We start from the raw sequence: 16,298 nt of genomic DNA, 5'->3' as shown, positions 1-16,298 counted from the left end.
CGATCATGCTAGCGGTGGCCGGGCCCCTGGTGCCGCGGCTTCGGCGAGGGGCCGTTCTCCTTGGCGACCGCCTCGCGGACGGCGGGGGCGATCTCCTGCCCCCAGCGGCCGAGGGAGGCGAGGTCCTGCGTCCCTCCGCCGGGCGAGAAGAGGGTGAAACCGGACGCGCCGTGCTCCAGGACCGCCCCGGTCAGCTCCTCGGCCCACTGCTCGGGGGAGCCTCCGATCCAGCGCCCGTCGCGGTCGCGCGTGGCGGGCAGCGGCCGGCCGGTGACGCGGCCGGGAAGGTTGAAGATCGTGCGGATCTCGCGCGGGTCGCGTCCCGCGGCCGCGGCGGCCTCGTCGATCACCGGCCGCGACGTCCGGTGGCGCTCGCTGAGCCAGTCCGCCGCGTGGCCGGGGATCCAGCCGTCGGCCACCCGGCCGGTCGCGGCGAGGGACCTCGGGCCGACCGACCCGGTCCATACGGGCGGCGCGGCCACGGGGGCCGGCTCGATCTCCTCCACCCGGTAGTGGCGGCCATGGTGGGTGACGGGCGGGCCGCCGCCGGAAAGCTCCCTGACCAGGACGATCGCCTCCTCGAAGGCGTCCACCGCCGCACCCGGCGACAGTCGCGGCACGCCCATGTCGGAGATCCGATCCCAGAGTCCGCCCGCACCCATGCCGAGCACGACGCGTCCGCCGGAGAGCGCCGACAGCGACGTCACCGTCCGCGCGAGCAGGGGAGCCGGGCGGGTCGGCAGGTTCGTGACGTTGGCGAGGCCCGCGATGCGCTCGGTGCGTCCGAGGACGAAACCGAGGGCGGCGTAGGCGTCCACGCGGTCGCCGAGATAGGGGTGGTCCGACAGGGAGAAGTGGTCCAGGCCGTCGCGGTCGGCCTGCTGGGCCATCTGCAGCAGGTCGGCCACGTCCTCGACGCCGGTGTGCGCGCCGAACCCGAAGAGGGGCAGGCCTTCACCGGCGGCCGCGATCGCAGTACTCATCATTCCAGGCTCCGCACGACGGGGTTTCAGTTCGTATCACGAACCATATTAGTTCGTGATACGAACTGCAACCCCCGCCGACCGACGGTCTCAGCGGTAACCGGCCGCCCCCTCGTCGGGTTCGGCGAACACCACCGGAACCTCGTTGTCCAGCACGACGCGGCCGAGCAGATCGGCGAGCGCGCCGCGCTCGGCGTCGCCGAGCCCCTTAGGCAGCCGGTCGATCCGCCGGCAGGTCTCGGCATAGAAGTCCTCGACGAGCCGGCTCCCCTCGGCGGTCAGCGCGACCCTCACCGCACGCAGGTCCCGCGGGTCGGGCTCGCGCCGGACCAGGCCGTTGCGCTCGGTGCGGTCCACCAGGCCGGTGAGGCTCGACTTGGCCAGCCCCAGCATCGCGCCCAGTTCCCCCATCCCCCGCGGCCGCGCCATCAGCACGCACAGCAACTGCCCCTGCTGCGACGTGATGCCGTACTCCCGCGCCGACTCGCCATAGACGGCGTTCACGAGGAACGCACCTCGCACCAGCGCCGCCACGACGCCTATCCGACCCTCGTCTTCTTTGCCCACGCGGCCAGGATATCCCGGCAGTTCGCGCGACGAACTACCGCGCCGCCGCCCCCGCGCCGGTCGGGCCGGACCTGAGATGTGGAAGATAGCTTAACAGCTAATCTACTTAGCTTGGTCACCTCGATGACCTGGGCTCCGCTGTTCGCGGGCCTGTGCGGCTGGTCGGCCCGCATCTACCTCGACCGCGCCTTCGGCTACGGTCTCCGCACGAAGGACGGCTTCCAGCGCACCTGACCGCAGGCCCGGCAACGTCATCATGGCGGCGGACGGGCTCCGGATCATCGACCCCGGCATCGCCCTCGCGACCGACGCGACCGCGCTGACCGACCAGCGGCGCCGACCGGGGCGGCGTCCTGGAAGGCGATGCGCCGCAGACCGACCGCGGCCGCGATCCCGGCCACCGTCGCCGCCCCTGCCAGGAAGCGCCATTGGCGCTTCGCGCGGCGTTCCACCCTTGCGTAGGGCTCGGTGGAGAACGAGACGAGTTCGTAGCGGGACGTCCACACCCCGGGCAGGGCCCTCTGCAGCGCGAGCTCGGTCCTCCGGGTGAACCGGAAAACCGGGGAGGCGACCTTGTCGCGCATCTCGACGAAGTTCTCAAGCGCCATCCGCGCGATGGCGTCGGCATTGTCCTTGCGCCGCTTCTCGTACCGCGGCAGGGCGAGTTCCCAGATGCCGGCGGTTTCGGTGAGGCAGCGGTCGAGTTCGACGACGTCCTCGAAGGCGCAGTTGGCGCCCTGCCCGTAGAACGGGACGATCGCGTGGGCGGCGTCGCCGATCAGCGCCGTCCGGCCGCCCGGCACGTGCCATGTGTCGCACCGGACGGTGCCGAGCCTGCCCACGGGATTGCTGAGGCAGTCCTCCACCAGGCTGGGAGAGATCGGCGGCAGGTCCGGGTAGCGGGCTTCGAAATGCTCCTTCACGGCGGCCGGGGTGTCGAGCGAGGCGAATCCCGACGCGCCCTCGTACGGCCAGAACAGCGTGCAGGTGAACGACCGGTCGGGGTTGGGGAGGGCGATCATCATCGCGTTCCCGCGCGGCCAGATGTGCAGTGCTCCGGGGTCCAGGGCGAACTCGCCGTCCACTGCGGGAATGGTCAGTTCCTTGTATCCGTGGTCGAGGAACTCGACGTCCTCCCGGATCACGCCGGCCGCCACCAGTTGCGCGCGGGTGGCCGACCCGGCGCCGTCGGCGCCCAGCACGACCGATGCGCTGACGCCTACCGTGCCCTCGGGGGTCTCGAACCGGAGCGCGCCGGTCACCGGGTCGAGGCCGGTGAGCCGGTGGCCGAAGTGCAGCGTCACACCGTCCGCGGCCTCGGCGGCGTCGATCAGCGCGTTGTTGAGCGCGCCCCTGCCGATCGAGTTGATCGCCTTGCCGCCGTCCCGGCTGTACGGCTGGAAGTCCTGGGGCCCTGCCACGGGGTGGATCATCCGTCCGCGCATCGGCAGGGCGTCCGCCATGACCTGCTGCTCCAGGCCGATCCGGCGGAGGGCGTCCAGGCCGCGTTCGGACAGGGCCAGGTTGATGGAGCGTCCGCGCTCACCGTCGCCGACGCGCGGGTCGGGTCCGCGCTCGTACAGGGAGACCTGATGGCCGCGCCTGGCGAGATAGCAGGCGAGGAGGGAACCGGTGAGGCCGGCTCCGACCACGGCGATGTCGACCTTCGTCATCCTTGCTCCCCTACATGTACGTGCGGGCCGACCACAGCTCCGGGAAGACCTCCCTGGCCATGCTGCGCTGGAGCCAATGGATCCCGTTCGAGCCGCCGCTGCCCGCCTTCGCGCCCATCGCGCGGCGGACCGACATCAGATGCTGGTAGCGCCAGTCGCCGAAACGCTCGGCGACGTCGGTCAGGGCCTCGCCGAGCATGCGGAGGTGGTTGTCGGGTCCGGTGTCGGTGTAGACCTCCACCCAGGCGCCTTCGACCGCCGAGTGCGGCTGGTGCTCCTGGGAGTGGTCCCGGCCGAGCAGGTCGGCGGGGATGTCGTGGCCCTTCCGGGCGAGCAGGGCGATGGCGTCGTCCCAGAGGCTGGGCGCGCGCAGCGCCCCCGTCAGTTCCGCGTGGACGTCGGGCTGCCGCCTGAACGGCCGGACGAGCGACGCCGTCTTGAGCCCCAGCAGGAACTCCAGATGCCGGTACATCGCGGACTGGAAGCCTGAGCCTTCGCCCAGCTTGTCGCGGAAGCGGTTGAAGTCGGTCGGCGTCATCCAGCGCAGGCCGCGCCAGCCCGCGTTGAGCCCCTCCAGGTGCAGGGCGGCCCTTCGCAGCGGCGGGAGGGCGCCCCACACGTCGTCCTCCCGGATCAGGCGCTGCCCTTCGCGCAGTTCATGGCGGACGAGCCCGAAGTACAGCTCCATCACCTGGCTGATCACCAGGAACGACATCTCTCCGGGATCGTCGCTCAGTGTCTGCTGAAGGGTGTGCAGGGTGTCGGCGTGGACGTAGGCGTCGTACGGCACCCTGCCGGTGAACGCCAGGGTGGGCTCTCCCCCACCGGCGGCGGCGCGGTCGGCGCGCTCCTGCTCCGTCACCGGGCAGATCGAGTGTTCGAGGTCGGTGTTCACCGGTGTCCTTTCTGCGGTCTTCGGTCTGCGCCGGCGTCAGCCGGCCTGGGCGGCGGGCCGCGGCTCGCGCAGCGGGAAGTGGCACGCGGCCGAATGGCCCGGATCGAAGCCGCGCAGCACCGGTTCCTCCTCGGCGCACCGGGCCTGCGCGCGCGGGCAGCGGGTGCGGAAGCGGCAGCCGGACGGCGGGTCGAACGGGCTGGGCATCTCGGCGTCCATGCCGTCCTGGTCGCCGGGGGGTTCGGCGGCCGGGTCGGGCTCGGGGACGGCGGCGATCAGCCCGGCGGTGTACGGGTGCGCGGCGCGCAGGTAGATGTCGTCCGGGGGGCCGATCTCGACCAGCTTGCCCAGGTACATCACCCCGACCGTGTCCGCCAGGTAGCGGACGACGGTCAGGTCGTGGGAGATCACCACGTAGGTGAGCCCGTGCTTCGCCTGGAGCCGCCTCATCAGGTTGAGCACCTGGGAGCGGATCGAGACGTCGAGCGCGCTCACCGGCTCGTCGGCCACGATCACGCGGGGGTTGAGCGCCAGCGCGCGGGCCAGCGCGATGCGCTGCCGCTGGCCGCCGGAGAACTCGTGGGGGTAGCGCTCCAGCACGCCGTGCGGCAGGCCGACCTCGTCGAGCAGGTCGCGGATCGCGGCCGACTGCTCCCTCGCCGACCCGATACCCTGGGCGGCGAACGGCTCGCGCAGGATCGCGCCGATCCGCATGCGCGGGTCGAGCGCGTCGAACGGGTCCTGGAACATCATCTGGAGGTTGCGGCGGTGCCGGCGCAGCCCCCGCCCGCGCAGCCCGCCGAGCTCGGCGCCGAGAGCGGTGACACCGCCGGACGACGGCTTCTCCAGACCGACGATCATCCGGGCGAGGGTGCTCTTGCCGCAGCCGGACTCCCCGACCAGCCCGAAGGTCCGGCCCGGCTCGACCTCGAACGACACCCCGGACACGGCCTTGACGCCGCGCCGCGCACCGCCCCGCAGCGACCTGCCCGCCGCGTACTCCCTGACCAGGTCGTCGACGGCGAGCACCGGTCCGGCCGGCACCGGCGCCTGCGCGGTCTGCGGCGCGGTCTGCGGCGCGGTCTCCGCGTCGGACGCGGCCGGCGGGGCCGCGCCGAGCGGGCCGTCGACCGGGTTCCAGCACGCGAGCGCGTGCCCCGGCCGCTCCTCGGCGAGCACCGGCTCCTCGCTCCGGCAGCGGTCGGTGGCGTGCGCGCACCGGGCGGCGTAGCGGCAGCCCGCGGGCGGGTGGGCCAGGTCCGGCGGGGAGCCCGGAATGGAGTAGAGGGCCTGCCCGCGCGGCTGGGTCAGCCGCGGCGTGCAGGCCAGCAGGGCCCGCGCGTACGGGTGCCGCATGCCCGTGAACAACTCGCCGGTGCGGGCGCTCTCGACGATGCCGCCGGCGTACATGACGCTGACCCGGTCGGCCCACTGCGCGATCACGCCCATGTCGTGGGTGATCAGCAGCATGGCCATGCCGAGCCGGTCCTTGAGGTCGTGCAGCAGCCGCAGGACCTGCGCCTGGACGGTCACGTCGAGCGCCGTCGTCGGCTCGTCCGCGATGAGCACCTTCGGCTCGCAGGACAGCGCCATGGCGATCATGACCCGCTGCCGGAGCCCGCCGGACAGCTCGTGCGGGTACTGGCCCAGCCGTTCGGCGGGCCGGGCGATGCCGACCAGCGCGAGCATCTCCAGCGCCCGGTCGCGGGCCTGCTTCGGGCTCGCGCCGCGGTGCAGCCGGACAGGCTCGGCGACCTGGTCGCCGATCGTCTTGGTGGGGTTGAGCGACGTCATCGGATCCTGGAAGATCATGGCGACCTCGTTGCCGCGGATCCGCTGGTAGCGCTTCTCCGGGAGGCCGACCAGCTCCTGCCCGGCCAGCTTGATCGACCCCCCGGCCACGCGTCCGCCGGGCGGGAGGAGGCCCATGACCGAGAGCCCGGTCATCGACTTTCCGCATCCGGACTCCCCCACCAGCCCGAGGGTCTCGCCCCGGCGCAGGCGCAGGTCGACGCCGCCGACCACGCCGACGTCCGACCTGCGCAGCCGGATGCTGGTGGACAGGCCCTCGATCGCCAGGACGCAGTCGTCGCCGGGTGCCGGATGAGCGTCGGGGTTCATGTGCGACCTTCCTGCGTGGGCGGGCATCAGCGCCGCCTCAGCCGTACGTCGATCGAGTCGCGCATCGCGTCCCCGACGAAGTTGAACGCCATGACCACCAGGACCAGGCAGGCGCCGACCGGGTAGATCAGCCACCAGGAGCCCGCCAGCAGGAAGGACACCCCCGCGGACAGCTGCGTCCCCCACTCGACGTCCGGGTAGTTGAGCCCGAAGCCGAGGAAGCCCAGCAGCGAGACCGCGATGATCGCGTCGGCGACCTGGAAGGTGATGTTGACGATCACCACGCCCAGGGCGTTCGGGATCAGGTGCCGGGCGACGATCCGCGCCTTGGTCGCCCCCATCACCGTCGCCGCCGCGACGAACCCGCGCGAGCGCAGCGTCAGCACCTCGGCCCGGACGAGGCGGGCCGGCGCGAGCCAGGAGAACGCGCCCAGGATCAGGCTGAGCGACAGCACCGTGGAGCTGAACCGGGTGGCGACGATCAGCACGATGAACAGGAACGGGATCGACAGCAGCGTGTCGACCACGCGCATCATGAACCCGTCCACGACGCCGCCGGCGAGCCCGGCGACCGTGCCGTACAGCGTGCCGATCCCGGTGGCGATCAGCGCCGCGAACAGCCCGATCTGGAGCGACGCCCGGCCGCCCAGCATGATCCGGCCGAGCACGTCGAAGCCCTGCGCGTCGGTGCCGAGCGGGTGCCCGCCGCCGGGCGCCAGCAGGCTGCTCACCGGGTCGACGGTGACCTGGTCGGTCACGTACAGGTACGGCCCGGCGCCGCAGAACAGGACGAAGAAGACGATGATGCCGAGGCCGACGACGGCGAGCCGGTTCTGCAGGAACGCCCGCGCGGTGAGCCGCCATCCGCTCGTGGGCTCCGGGAGGCGCGCTCCGCGGTCGTCCCGCACGGTGCGCGGCGCCGCGCCGCCGGTCTTACCGGTCTTGTCGGTGACGGATTCGGTCATGCGCGCCGCGTCCTCGGGTCGGTGGCCGCCACCAGCACGTCCGCCACGAGGTTCCCGAGGACGGTCAGGATCGCGGCGACCAGCGTGTAGCCCAGCAGGACGGGATAGTCCTGGTTGTTCAGGCCGTTGAAGAAGAGCAGCCCCAGTCCCGGGTAGTTGAAGACGGACTCGACCACCAGGTTCCCCGCCAGCAGCAGCGGGATCGACATGCCGATCAGGGTCACCAGCGGCACGCAGGCGTTGCGCAGCAGGTGCCGGGTGAGCACCAGGCGCATCGACAGGCCCTTCGCCCGCGCCACCCTGATGTAGTCCTGCGCGAGCTGGTCGAGCGCCGCGGACCGCTGGTATCTGGAGTACATCGCGACCGTGACCCCGGTCAGCGTCAGCACCGGGAGCAGCATGGCGCGCGGCTCGGTGAAGACGACGAAGTTGGAACTCGACTGCGCCGCCTGGGCCGGCAGCACGCCCAGCCCCATCGCGAAGAGCTGGATCAGCAGCATCGCGAGCAGGAACACGGGCATCGAGTAGGTGACGAAGGTGAGCGTGGTCAGCACGTTGTCGCCGACGCTGTTGCGCTTCACCGCCTGGAAGACGCCGAGCGGGACGGCCGCGCAGATCGCGAGGGCGAGCGCGACCGCCGACAGCATCGCCGTCCGGCCGGCGTTCTCCGCCAGCAGCGCGTTCACGCTCTGGTTCAGCTTGTAGGAGTGGCCGAGGTCGCCGTGGAGCAACCCGCCCAGGTAGTCGAAGTACTGGAGGACGAGCGACCGGTCGTAGCCGTGCTCCCGGTCGAAGGCGGCCACCGCCTCCGCGCTCGCCTGGACGCCGAGGATCGCCCGGCCCGGGGACCCCGACATCCCGTGCAGCAGCAGGAAGGTGATCAGTGAGACGCCCAGGATCACGATCGCCGACGTTCCCAGCCGCCGCAGCACATACTGGACCACGCCCTACCTCCTTTCTATCGATGGCCGGCTCCGGCTTCGGCGGGCCCGGCTACTTCAGGTACCAGTACTCGGGGGTGAGCACGCCGGCCGGCAGGCTGGCGAAGGAGTCGGCCGGGCCGGACAGCGTGTCCTTCCAGGCCCAGATGGTGTGCGCGTTCGGCAGCCAGAGCACCGGCAGGTCGGTCCGCAGATGCTCGATCTCGGCCTGGACGGCCTCGCGGTCCGCGCCGTGCACCGAGTCCCGGATCAGTTCGTCGGTCTTGGGGTCGCTGTAGGCGCCGACGTTGCCCGAGCCCTTGGTGTCGAAGACGCCCGACATGGTCGGGTACGGCTTCGTGCTGAAGCCGCCCCAGGTCGACATGGCCCACTCACCGGCCTTCGAGGGCGCCGCGGGCACGTTGAAGTTCTGGATCAGGAAGCTGAACGTCTTCGGCGCGACCGTGACCGTCATGCCGAGCTTGCGGGCCGCCGAGGCGAACGCGGTGCTCACCGCGCTGTGCAGCTGCGGCTCGCTGCGGTAGAAGAGGTTGAACTTCAGCGTCTGCCCCTGCGGGATCCCGGCTCCGCACTGCGACGGCCCGGTGCCGGGGCGCTCGCACGTCGTGGCGCCGTCCGGCACCACCTTCCAGCCGTGGTCCTCGAGCAGCTTGCGGGCGGCGGCCGGATCGTAGGGGTACGGCGCGGTGGCGACGTTCCCGGACACGTAGGGCGAGCTCGCCGGGGCGGGACCGTAGCTCTCGACGGCCGCGCCGTTGTACATCCCCTTGCTGGAGATGTAGCCGGGCTGGTCGATCAGCTGCTGCAGCGCCTGCCGGACGTAGTGCTGGGCGTAGAGCTTGTCGACGTTGTCGGTCGCGTCCTTGAAGTTGAGCATGATGAAGCTGAAGCCCAGCCGGGGCGCACCGTACACGTGGTAGCCCGCGGCCTTGAGCGCCGCCACCTGCCCGACGTTGTTCTGGTCGACCGTGGCCACGGTCAGCCTGCCGCTGAGGAGCTGGTTGAACTTCGCCGTCTCGGAGGTGAACGGCCGGAAGTTCAGCGTCTTGATGTGCGGTCTCTGCGGCCCGGCGTACGCCTCGTTGGCGGTCATCGAGTACGCGTTCGTGGTCACGTCGAAGCCGCTCAGCCGGTACGGGCCGTTCACCGTCCGCCACAGCGGGTTCGTCGCGAACGTGGCCGGGTCCCGCGACGCCCTGTCGAGGTAGGCGTAGATCGCCTTGGCGTTCTCGGGCGAGGAGTGGTCGAGGATGGGCCCGTCGGCCGACGCGCGGGACCACTGGTCGGCCGGGAGCGGGATGATGGAGGTCAGCTGGTTGGCGGTGAACCATTCCGGGTTGTACGCCTCTTTGAGCTTCAGCGTCACCGTGCTCTTCGAGGTCGCCTCCGCCCCGGCGACGCTGTCGGGGAACTGGCCCGGGGTGTAGTCGGCCCAGTTGGCCGGGCTCTTCTTGAGCGCCGCCTTCACCAGGTCGATGAAGAAGACGACGTCATCGGCCTCGACCGGGTTGCCGTCGGACCACTTGTAGCCCGCCCGCAGCTTGATGGTCACGGTCTTGTTGCCGTCGGAGAACTCCGGCAGGGCGGCCAGGCTGAGCGACTCGTCGACCTTGTGGCTCGCGCCCTGCGGGAACCAGTAGAGCGGCCGGTACATGAGCCGCTGGAACTGGTAGGTCACGAAGGTCGAGTTGAACGCGCCGGGCACGACCGGCAGCATGTAGAACGGTCCGGCCCCCGGCTGCTGCCCGATGTCGATGGCACCGCCGTCCTTGGGCGTGCCCGTCTGCGCGGGCAGCGACCCGAACGTCTTGGCCCCCGGCTTCTGGGCGGTGGACGTCGCGCCGCCGCTGCACGCCGCGAGCGGCAGGAGCGCGACCAGCGCCCCGGCGAGCAGCGGGAGGCGCCGCATGGCTCCGCCTCTCGTGAAGAGTGTCATCGGCCCCAGACCGCCTTCGCGTAGTTGTGAAAGTTCAGGCCGAGGATCTTTTCGATCCGGCTCGCGGAGTAGCCGCGCTCGGTGAGCAGCCGCGCCAGCTCCCGGAACTGGTCGACGCCGCGCAGGTCGACGACGAACGGATAGGTGTCGCTCCGCTCGCCGGCCGCGGACGCCCCGGCCGCCCGGCGCCGCGCCACCTGCTCGGCGAGCCGGTCGCGGTAGGCGTCCAGGTCGTCGATGGCGGTGATCGTCCCGTCGGTGCCGATGCCGACGTGGTCCTCGCCGCAGACGTTGACCGCGTGCGCGATGTGCTCCACGACGTCCGCCGCCGTGGCGTGCCCGGACGCGTTGAGGAACGGCATGAAGTAGATGCCGACGAAGCCGCCCCGCGAGGCGACCAGCCGCAGTTCCTCGTCGGTCTTGTTGCGCGGCAGGTCGACGAGCGCGCGGCAGCCCGTGTGGTTGATCGAGACGGGCCGCGCGGAGATCCGCGCGGCCTCCAGGCAGGTCCGTTCGCCGCTGTGCGAGAGGTCGACCATGAGGCGGTGCTCGTTGAGGGCGGCGACGACGTCGCGCCCGAGCGGTGTCAGCCCGCGGTTCTCCGGCGCCATCGAGCCGTCGCCGATCTGGTTCGCCTGGTTGTAGGTCAGCTGGACGACCCGGACGCCGAGCCCGGCGAACGTGCCGATCCGCTCGGCGCGGTCCTCGACGGCGGCGGCGTTCTGGAAGCCGTAGATGATGCCGATCCTGCCTTGCCGCTTCGCCTCGGCGAGGTCCGCGGCCGTGTCGATCCGCACCAGGTCCCGCGGGTGGGCGCCGATGATCGCGTCCCAGGTGCCTATCTCGTGCAGCGTGTGCTCGTAGGGCGGAAGGTCGCCCATCGTGTAGCCCAGCGTCACGTTGATCGCGGTCACGCCGGAGGCGTGCGCGTCCGCCAGCGTGCGCGCGTCGACGGTCAGCTGCTCGCTGGTCTGGACGAGCGCACCGGAGGCGGCGAGCGACGCCGGGGCGTTCGGGTTGTCCAGCCCGCCCAGCGCGTTGACGACGATGAAGTCCGCGATGTCGACGCTCACGCCGGCGCCCCCTCCTGGATGGTCGCGCCGGCCCCGGTGGCGGACGCGCGGTCGTAGTCGGCCCGGTCGTGGCGCCGTCCGCGCTTGACCGTCGTGATGACGCCGCGGAGACGGTCGATGTCGTGGTGCGGGTCGTCCGCGACGATCAGGAGGTTGGCGAGCATGCCGGGACGGACGGCGCCCATCGCGTTCTCCAGCCCCACGGCGGCCGCTCCGGCGAGCGTGGCCGCGCGGATCACCTCCCGCGTCGGCATGCCCATCGCCTCCACCAGGAAGCGGAGCTCGTCGTGGAGCGACGGGTACGGGTCGCCCGGCGGGGACTCGTAGTCGGTGCCGGTGCAGATCGTGACGCCCGCCTCCCGCGCGCGGCCGATCAGCCGCCGCATGACGTCCGGCGCGAGTGCTGCCGCACCCGGCGCGCTGGACGGGATCCTGGCCGTGAGGCTCGCGGTGGCGTCGAGGATCGTGCCGCGGCGCCGCATGTCGTCCAGCAGCCCGTCGACGGCGTCCTGCGGCGCGGCCATGAAGCGCTCGTAGGCGTCCGCGAGGTGCTCGCGCTGCTGCCGGTAGGCCACCGGCCGGTCGCCGGCGAGATCGTAGGCGAGGTAGTGGGCGTGCGACACGACGTCGACCCCGGCCGCGACGACGTCGCGGGGCATCGCGGGGAAGACCGCCGCGTGCGCCCACACCCGCATGCCCTGCCGATGCGCCTCCTCGGTGATACGGGCCACCAGGGACGGCTCCAGGTCGGCGTAGACCTTGACGGCGGCCGCCCCGGTGCCGCGCGCCATCGCGACGGCCAGCCGAAGGTCGGTCCCGTCGTCGATCGCCTGCATCCAGGCCGTGGCGCCGGGGGTCGCCCCCTGCGACACCTGCCAGGTTCGCGGGTCGTCGAAGAAGCCGGGGCCGGCCATCAGCGCCGCGTTGTGGACGTCGGGGCCGGGGATCTCGCCGACCAGCGCGGCGCGCGACAGGTCGGCCATCTGCCGCAGGTCGCCGGCCATCTCGCGGATCGCGGTGACGCCGCCGTACAGCTGCCGCCGCATCAGCTCCTCGGCCTGCTCGCGGTTCGGCGGCGTCGACAGGTGCTGGTGGGTGTCGATCAGGCCCGGCAGCAGGAACGCGCCCCGCAGGTCGACGGTCTCCGCGCCGGACAGGTCCAAGGAGGTCAGTTCGTCCTCGGGCGCGACCGCCGCGATCGTCGGGCCGTCCGTCACCACCGCCATGCCGTGCCGCACGGGGGCGCCGGTCCCGTCGATCAGCGACACGTCGCGGTAGAGCACGACCTGCCCTGGTTCGGCGGCGGCGAAGGGGGTGGGGGCCGGGTCGTTGCCGGCGATCGGTCGTTCGTCTCTGTCCACCATGGCGATCGCCCTGTCTCCGTTCTCGAGCCTCGCGAGGTGAGGGGGGTGCATCCTCAAGGTGTTACATACACCGTAACAAGTGTTACAACATTAGCAACGTCTGATAATGTGCGTCAAGCATCGGAAGCGCACCCAACGCCAGTGGAGGGAAGTTGCCCAGACCGGCCAGCTCTGCCGTGGACAAGGCCCTGGACCTCATCGAGACCGTCGTCCGGGCCGACCGCCCGCTTCGACTCAGCGAGCTGGCGAACGAGGCGGGGATGCACCGCGCCACCGCCTACCGCATCCTCATCGAGCTGGTCCGGCGCGGCTGGATCATGCGCAGCGAGGACCGCTACCTGCCGGGCCCCGTCGTGCTCCAGTTCTCCCAGGCCGCGGCCGCGAACTCACTGGTGGTGCTGGGCCGGCCGGTGCTCCAGGCGCTGTCCGACCGGACCGCGATGATGGTGAACCTTCAGGTGCTCGAACCGGACGGCGGCCGGGTGATCGACGTCGTCCGGCCGCCGCGGCTCGCGATGATCACCGATCTGCTGGGCGAGCTGCTGCCGATCCACAAGTTCGCCGGCCCCCTCGCCCTGGTCTCCGCGCTCGACGAGGCCGCCCGGATTCCCTACCTGCGCGCCGCGGAGGAGCAGGGGCACCCGCCGGCCGCCAGGGCCGACCTGCTGAAGGAGATCGACCGGACCCGGCGCACCGGCTTCGCGCTGGAGCGCGGGCGCAACGAGGAGGTCATCGCCTCGGTGAGCCGCGCGGTGCTCGCCGGCAGCGGGCGGCCCATCTGCGCCGTCACGATCGTCGGCCTGGACAGCGAGTTCGACGACGCCACCCTCGCGAAACTGCAGGACGACCTCACGTCCGCCACGGCCGAGCTGGAGGACGCGCTGAGCGGCACGGGCGACGGAGCCGGCGATGACTGACCCCGCGGGCGGCGGAGTCCTCGTCCTCGACCGGGAGCAGACCAGGGCGGCGTCGCCGCCGGACGCGGTGCTGGCGGCGGTGCGCACCGCGCTCGTCGCCGTCAGCCGGGGCGACGTCTCCGCCCCGGCGCGCGTCGCGGCCCGCTCGGCCCACGGGCTGCTGGGCGCGATGCCCGGATACGTCCCGCAACTCGGTCTGGCCGCCAAGCTCGTGTCGGTCTTCTCCGCGGACGGCCGCGGCTCCCACCGCGGCATCGTCGCCCACTTCGACGCGCAGACCGGCCGCCCTCTGGCGATCATGGACGCCGAGGCGATCACCGCGGTGCGCACCGCGGCCACCGCGACCGCCGCCATGCTGGCCCTCGCCCGGCCCGGCGCCACCCGGTTCGCCGTGATCGGCACCGGCGCGCAGGCGCGGGCCCAGCTCGCCGTCCTCACCGCGATGGGCTCCGCGGAAGTCGTGGTCGGCGCGCGCGACCAGGAGAGGGCGGAGCGGCTCGTCGCGGCTCTGCCCGCCGGCTCCGCCGCCGGCATCGAGGCGGCGGTCAAGACGGCCGACGCCGTCTTCTGCTGCACGTCCAGCCGGGAGCCCGTGGTGCGCCGGTCCTGGCTCGCCGACGGAGCGCATCTCAGCTCGGTCGGCGGCTCCGACGGCCCGGAGTTCGACGCCGAGACCCTGCAAGCGTCGTCGCTGTTCGTGGAATGGCCGGGCGCCGTGACCGAGCCGCCGCCGGCCGGCGCCTGGGAACTGCAGGGCACCGACCCGTCCGCGGCCACCCTGGTCGGCGCCGTCCTCGACCGCCGCCACCCGGGCCGCCGCTCCGCCACGGAACTGACGCTCTTCAAGTCGACCGGGCACGCCGCGCTCGACGTCGCGGCCGCCTCGATCGCCTACCGGGAAGCACGCGACCGCGGCCTGGGCATCACCGTCGACCTCTGACCCGGCGAGCGGCGAAGCACCTCCTTCAGGGCCGATGAGGTCGGGACCGGCGACGGTCTGCCTCTGCGGCTCGCGAAGGGAGGAGTGCGGTGTCGCGTCTGTCACACTTGGTCGGCCCCGGGCATCATGGGGGCAGAAGCGCGGACGGCGCGGAGCAGGGCGGATTTGTCGGACCCCGCTGGAATACTCCCGGAGCGCTCGAAGTTTAATCGTTCGCAAAAGTGTCAGTCGCTGCAGTATTTTGCGGCAGTACCCAGGCGAGCCATGAGCGAGCCCTGACACCCCCTGAGCAACGAGACCACGGCCCCCGCGTGCCCACATGCGGGCCTGACGATTGGAACAGAGTTGACCGCTCCCGCATCTCCCAAGGTGGCGGACGGCCCGCTGAAGGAACCCGGCGCCGGAGGAGGCCTGGACCGCGGTGTGCTCGCCACGGCCATGGTGGTCGTCCTCGGGGCGATCATGTCCATCCTGGACGTCACCGTCGTCAACGTCGCGATCAACGACCTGGCGAAGGAGTTCGAGACCTCGCTGGCGACGATCCAGTGGGTCGCCACCGGCTACACCCTGGCGCTGGCCACCGTGATCCCCATCACGGGGTGGGCCTCGGCCCGGTTCGGCACCAAGCGCCTCTACATGGTCTCGATCGGGCTGTTCGTCGCCGGTTCGATGCTGGCGGGCCTGGCCTGGTCCGCCGAGTCCCTGATCGCCTTCCGGGTGCTGCAGGGCCTGGGCGGCGGCATGATCATGCCGGCCGGCATGACGATCCTGACCCAGGCGGCGGGGCCGCAGCGGGTCGGCCAGGTGATGAGCATCGTCGGCGTGCCGATGCTGCTCGGCCCGATCCTCGGCCCCATCATCGGCGGCTACCTCGTCGACGACGTCTCGTGGCGTTGGATCTTCTTCATCAACCTGCCGATCGGCATCGTCGCGCTGGCGCTGGCGGCGCGGATCCTCAAGCGGGACGAGCCGAAGCCGGCCGAGCGCCTCGACTTCATCGGGCTGCTCCTGCTGTCCCCCGGCCTGGCCTCGCTGATCTACGGCGTGGCCAAGGGCGCGGAGATGAAGGACTTCCTGAAGCCCGGTTCTCTGGGCTTCTGGGCGGTCGGCGCCGTGCTGGTGCTCGGCTTCGTGGTCCGCGCGCTGAAGGCCGAGAACCCGCTGATCGACCTGCGGCTGCTCAAGCGGCGCTCGGTGGCGGCCGCGTCCGGCACGATGCTGCTGTTCATGATGGCGTTCATGGGCGCGATGCTGCTGCTGCCGCTGTACTACCAGACCGTGCGCGGCGAGGGCGCCCTGCAGTCCGGCCTGCTGCTGGCCCCGCAGGGCCTCGGCGCGATGATCACGATGCCGATCGGCGGCAAGCTGACGGACCGGATCGGCCCCGGCCGGGTCGTGCTGGTCGGCATGGTCGTCGTGGTCCTGTCGGTGTCGGGCTTCGCCTCGATCCTTGAGGCCGACACCTCCTACTGGGCCCTCGGCGGGACCCTGTTCGTGATGGGCCTCGGCATGGGCATGACGATGATGCCGACCATGGCGGCGGCCATCCAGACGCTCGTCCACGACGAGGTCCCGCGGGCGAGCACGATGCTGAACATCATCCAGCAGGTGTCCGCGTCCATCGGCACCGCGTTGATCTCGGTGCTGCTGGCCAACCGGCTGACCTCCGAGCTCGGCGGCGGAGGCGGCGGCGAGATCGGCAGCACCGAGAAGGTGCCGCCGGCGATCATGCAGAAGATCGCCGGGCCGATGGCGGACGCGTTCCAGCACACCTACTGGTACTCGGCCGGGCTGCTGCTGCTGGCGTTCCTGCCGGCGCTGCTGCTGCCGCGCAGGAGGCCGGCGACCCCCGCGGTCGACGCACCGATGCCGATGCACTAGAACGCCCCTGGCGCGTTCCAAACCCCGGCCGACCCCCGATGG

General features: G+C 71.8%; 14 protein-coding genes. 4 read left to right on the top strand and 10 right to left on the bottom strand.

Annotation, left to right across the window (positions count from 1 at the left end; translation table 11 throughout):
- Window positions 1-8 precede the first annotated feature (8 nt).
- Together CHC11_RS26610 and CHC11_RS26605 are read right to left on the bottom strand one after the other, a co-directional pair.
- Complete coding sequence (locus CHC11_RS26610) at window positions 9-986, bottom strand: LLM class flavin-dependent oxidoreductase (RefSeq protein WP_245919808.1); 978 nt, start codon at window positions 984-986, stop codon at window positions 9-11.
- 87 nt (window positions 987-1,073) lie between these two features.
- Complete coding sequence (locus CHC11_RS26605) at window positions 1,074-1,550, bottom strand: MarR family winged helix-turn-helix transcriptional regulator (RefSeq protein WP_179279012.1); 477 nt, start codon at window positions 1,548-1,550, stop codon at window positions 1,074-1,076.
- 111 nt (window positions 1,551-1,661) lie between these two features.
- Here CHC11_RS26605 and CHC11_RS40570 point away from each other — a divergent pair, with 111 nt between their 5' ends.
- A complete protein-coding gene (locus CHC11_RS40570) occupies window positions 1,662-1,784 on the top strand; it encodes a DUF4260 domain-containing protein (RefSeq protein ID WP_218826259.1) in 123 nt (40 codons plus the stop codon).
- A 44-nt stretch (window positions 1,785-1,828) separates the two neighbouring features.
- Here the strand turns inward: CHC11_RS40570 and CHC11_RS26600 are convergent, their stop codons facing one another.
- From CHC11_RS26600 to CHC11_RS26565, 8 genes are read right to left on the bottom strand one after another with little or no spacing between them, the layout of a single operon-like run.
- On the bottom strand, window positions 1,829-3,223 hold the full coding sequence (locus tag CHC11_RS26600) for an FAD-dependent oxidoreductase (protein WP_089314568.1): 1,395 nt from the start codon (window positions 3,221-3,223) through the stop codon (window positions 1,829-1,831).
- Window positions 3,224-3,233: 10 nt separating this feature from the next.
- On the bottom strand, window positions 3,234-4,118 hold the full coding sequence (locus tag CHC11_RS26595; RefSeq protein WP_089314567.1) for a tryptophan 2,3-dioxygenase: 885 nt from the start codon (window positions 4,116-4,118) through the stop codon (window positions 3,234-3,236).
- A gap of 36 nt (window positions 4,119-4,154) precedes the next feature.
- The gene (locus tag CHC11_RS26590; protein ID WP_089314566.1) at window positions 4,155-6,239 is read right to left on the bottom strand and encodes a dipeptide ABC transporter ATP-binding protein; all 2,085 of its coding nucleotides are present in this window, start codon (window positions 6,237-6,239) and stop codon (window positions 4,155-4,157) included.
- Window positions 6,240-6,265: 26 nt separating this feature from the next.
- Complete coding sequence (locus tag CHC11_RS26585; RefSeq protein ID WP_089314565.1) at window positions 6,266-7,204, bottom strand: ABC transporter permease; 939 nt, start codon at window positions 7,202-7,204, stop codon at window positions 6,266-6,268.
- Window positions 7,201-8,148 carry an ABC transporter permease gene (locus tag CHC11_RS26580; RefSeq protein WP_089314564.1) on the bottom strand — a complete coding sequence of 316 codons (948 nt, stop codon included), beginning with the start codon at window positions 8,146-8,148 and terminating at the stop codon, window positions 7,201-7,203. The genes CHC11_RS26585 and CHC11_RS26580 overlap by 4 nt, the downstream gene beginning before the upstream one ends.
- Window positions 8,149-8,197: 49 nt before the next feature.
- Window positions 8,198-10,054, bottom strand: a complete 1,857-nt coding sequence (locus CHC11_RS26575) for an ABC transporter substrate-binding protein (protein ID WP_179279011.1) — start codon at window positions 10,052-10,054, stop codon at window positions 8,198-8,200.
- A 23-nt stretch (window positions 10,055-10,077) separates the two neighbouring features.
- On the bottom strand, window positions 10,078-11,154 hold the full coding sequence (locus tag CHC11_RS26570; protein ID WP_089314562.1) for a dipeptidase: 1,077 nt from the start codon (window positions 11,152-11,154) through the stop codon (window positions 10,078-10,080).
- Window positions 11,151-12,518 (bottom strand): amidohydrolase family protein, encoded by a 1,368-nt coding sequence (locus tag CHC11_RS26565; protein WP_089314561.1) that lies wholly within the window; start codon window positions 12,516-12,518, stop codon window positions 11,151-11,153. The genes CHC11_RS26570 and CHC11_RS26565 overlap by 4 nt, the downstream gene beginning before the upstream one ends.
- Before the next feature lie 152 nt (window positions 12,519-12,670).
- On the opposite strand from CHC11_RS26565, the gene CHC11_RS26560 reads away from it, so the two are divergent.
- The 3 genes from CHC11_RS26560 to CHC11_RS26550 all read left to right on the top strand — a co-directional run bounded on the left by CHC11_RS26560 (window position 12,671) and on the right by CHC11_RS26550 (window position 16,256).
- Window positions 12,671-13,435, top strand: a complete 765-nt coding sequence (locus tag CHC11_RS26560) for an IclR family transcriptional regulator (RefSeq protein ID WP_089314560.1) — start codon at window positions 12,671-12,673, stop codon at window positions 13,433-13,435.
- The gene (locus tag CHC11_RS26555; protein WP_089314559.1) at window positions 13,428-14,375 is read left to right on the top strand and encodes an ornithine cyclodeaminase family protein; all 948 of its coding nucleotides are present in this window, start codon (window positions 13,428-13,430) and stop codon (window positions 14,373-14,375) included. The genes CHC11_RS26560 and CHC11_RS26555 overlap by 8 nt, the downstream gene beginning before the upstream one ends.
- Before the next feature lie 345 nt (window positions 14,376-14,720).
- Window positions 14,721-16,256: a DHA2 family efflux MFS transporter permease subunit gene (locus CHC11_RS26550; protein WP_245919806.1), complete on the top strand. Its 1,536-nt coding sequence runs from the start codon at window positions 14,721-14,723 to the stop codon at window positions 16,254-16,256.
- The last annotated feature ends 42 nt before the right edge of the window (window positions 16,257-16,298 follow it).

The sequence above is a fragment of the Actinomadura mexicana genome, from assembly GCF_900188105.1.
In the GTDB taxonomy this organism is placed as follows: Bacteria; Actinomycetota; Actinomycetes; order Streptosporangiales; family Streptosporangiaceae; genus Spirillospora; species Spirillospora mexicana.
The sequence above is the reverse complement of the archived record's forward strand: the minus strand, read 5'-3'. Positions and strand labels throughout refer to the sequence as shown.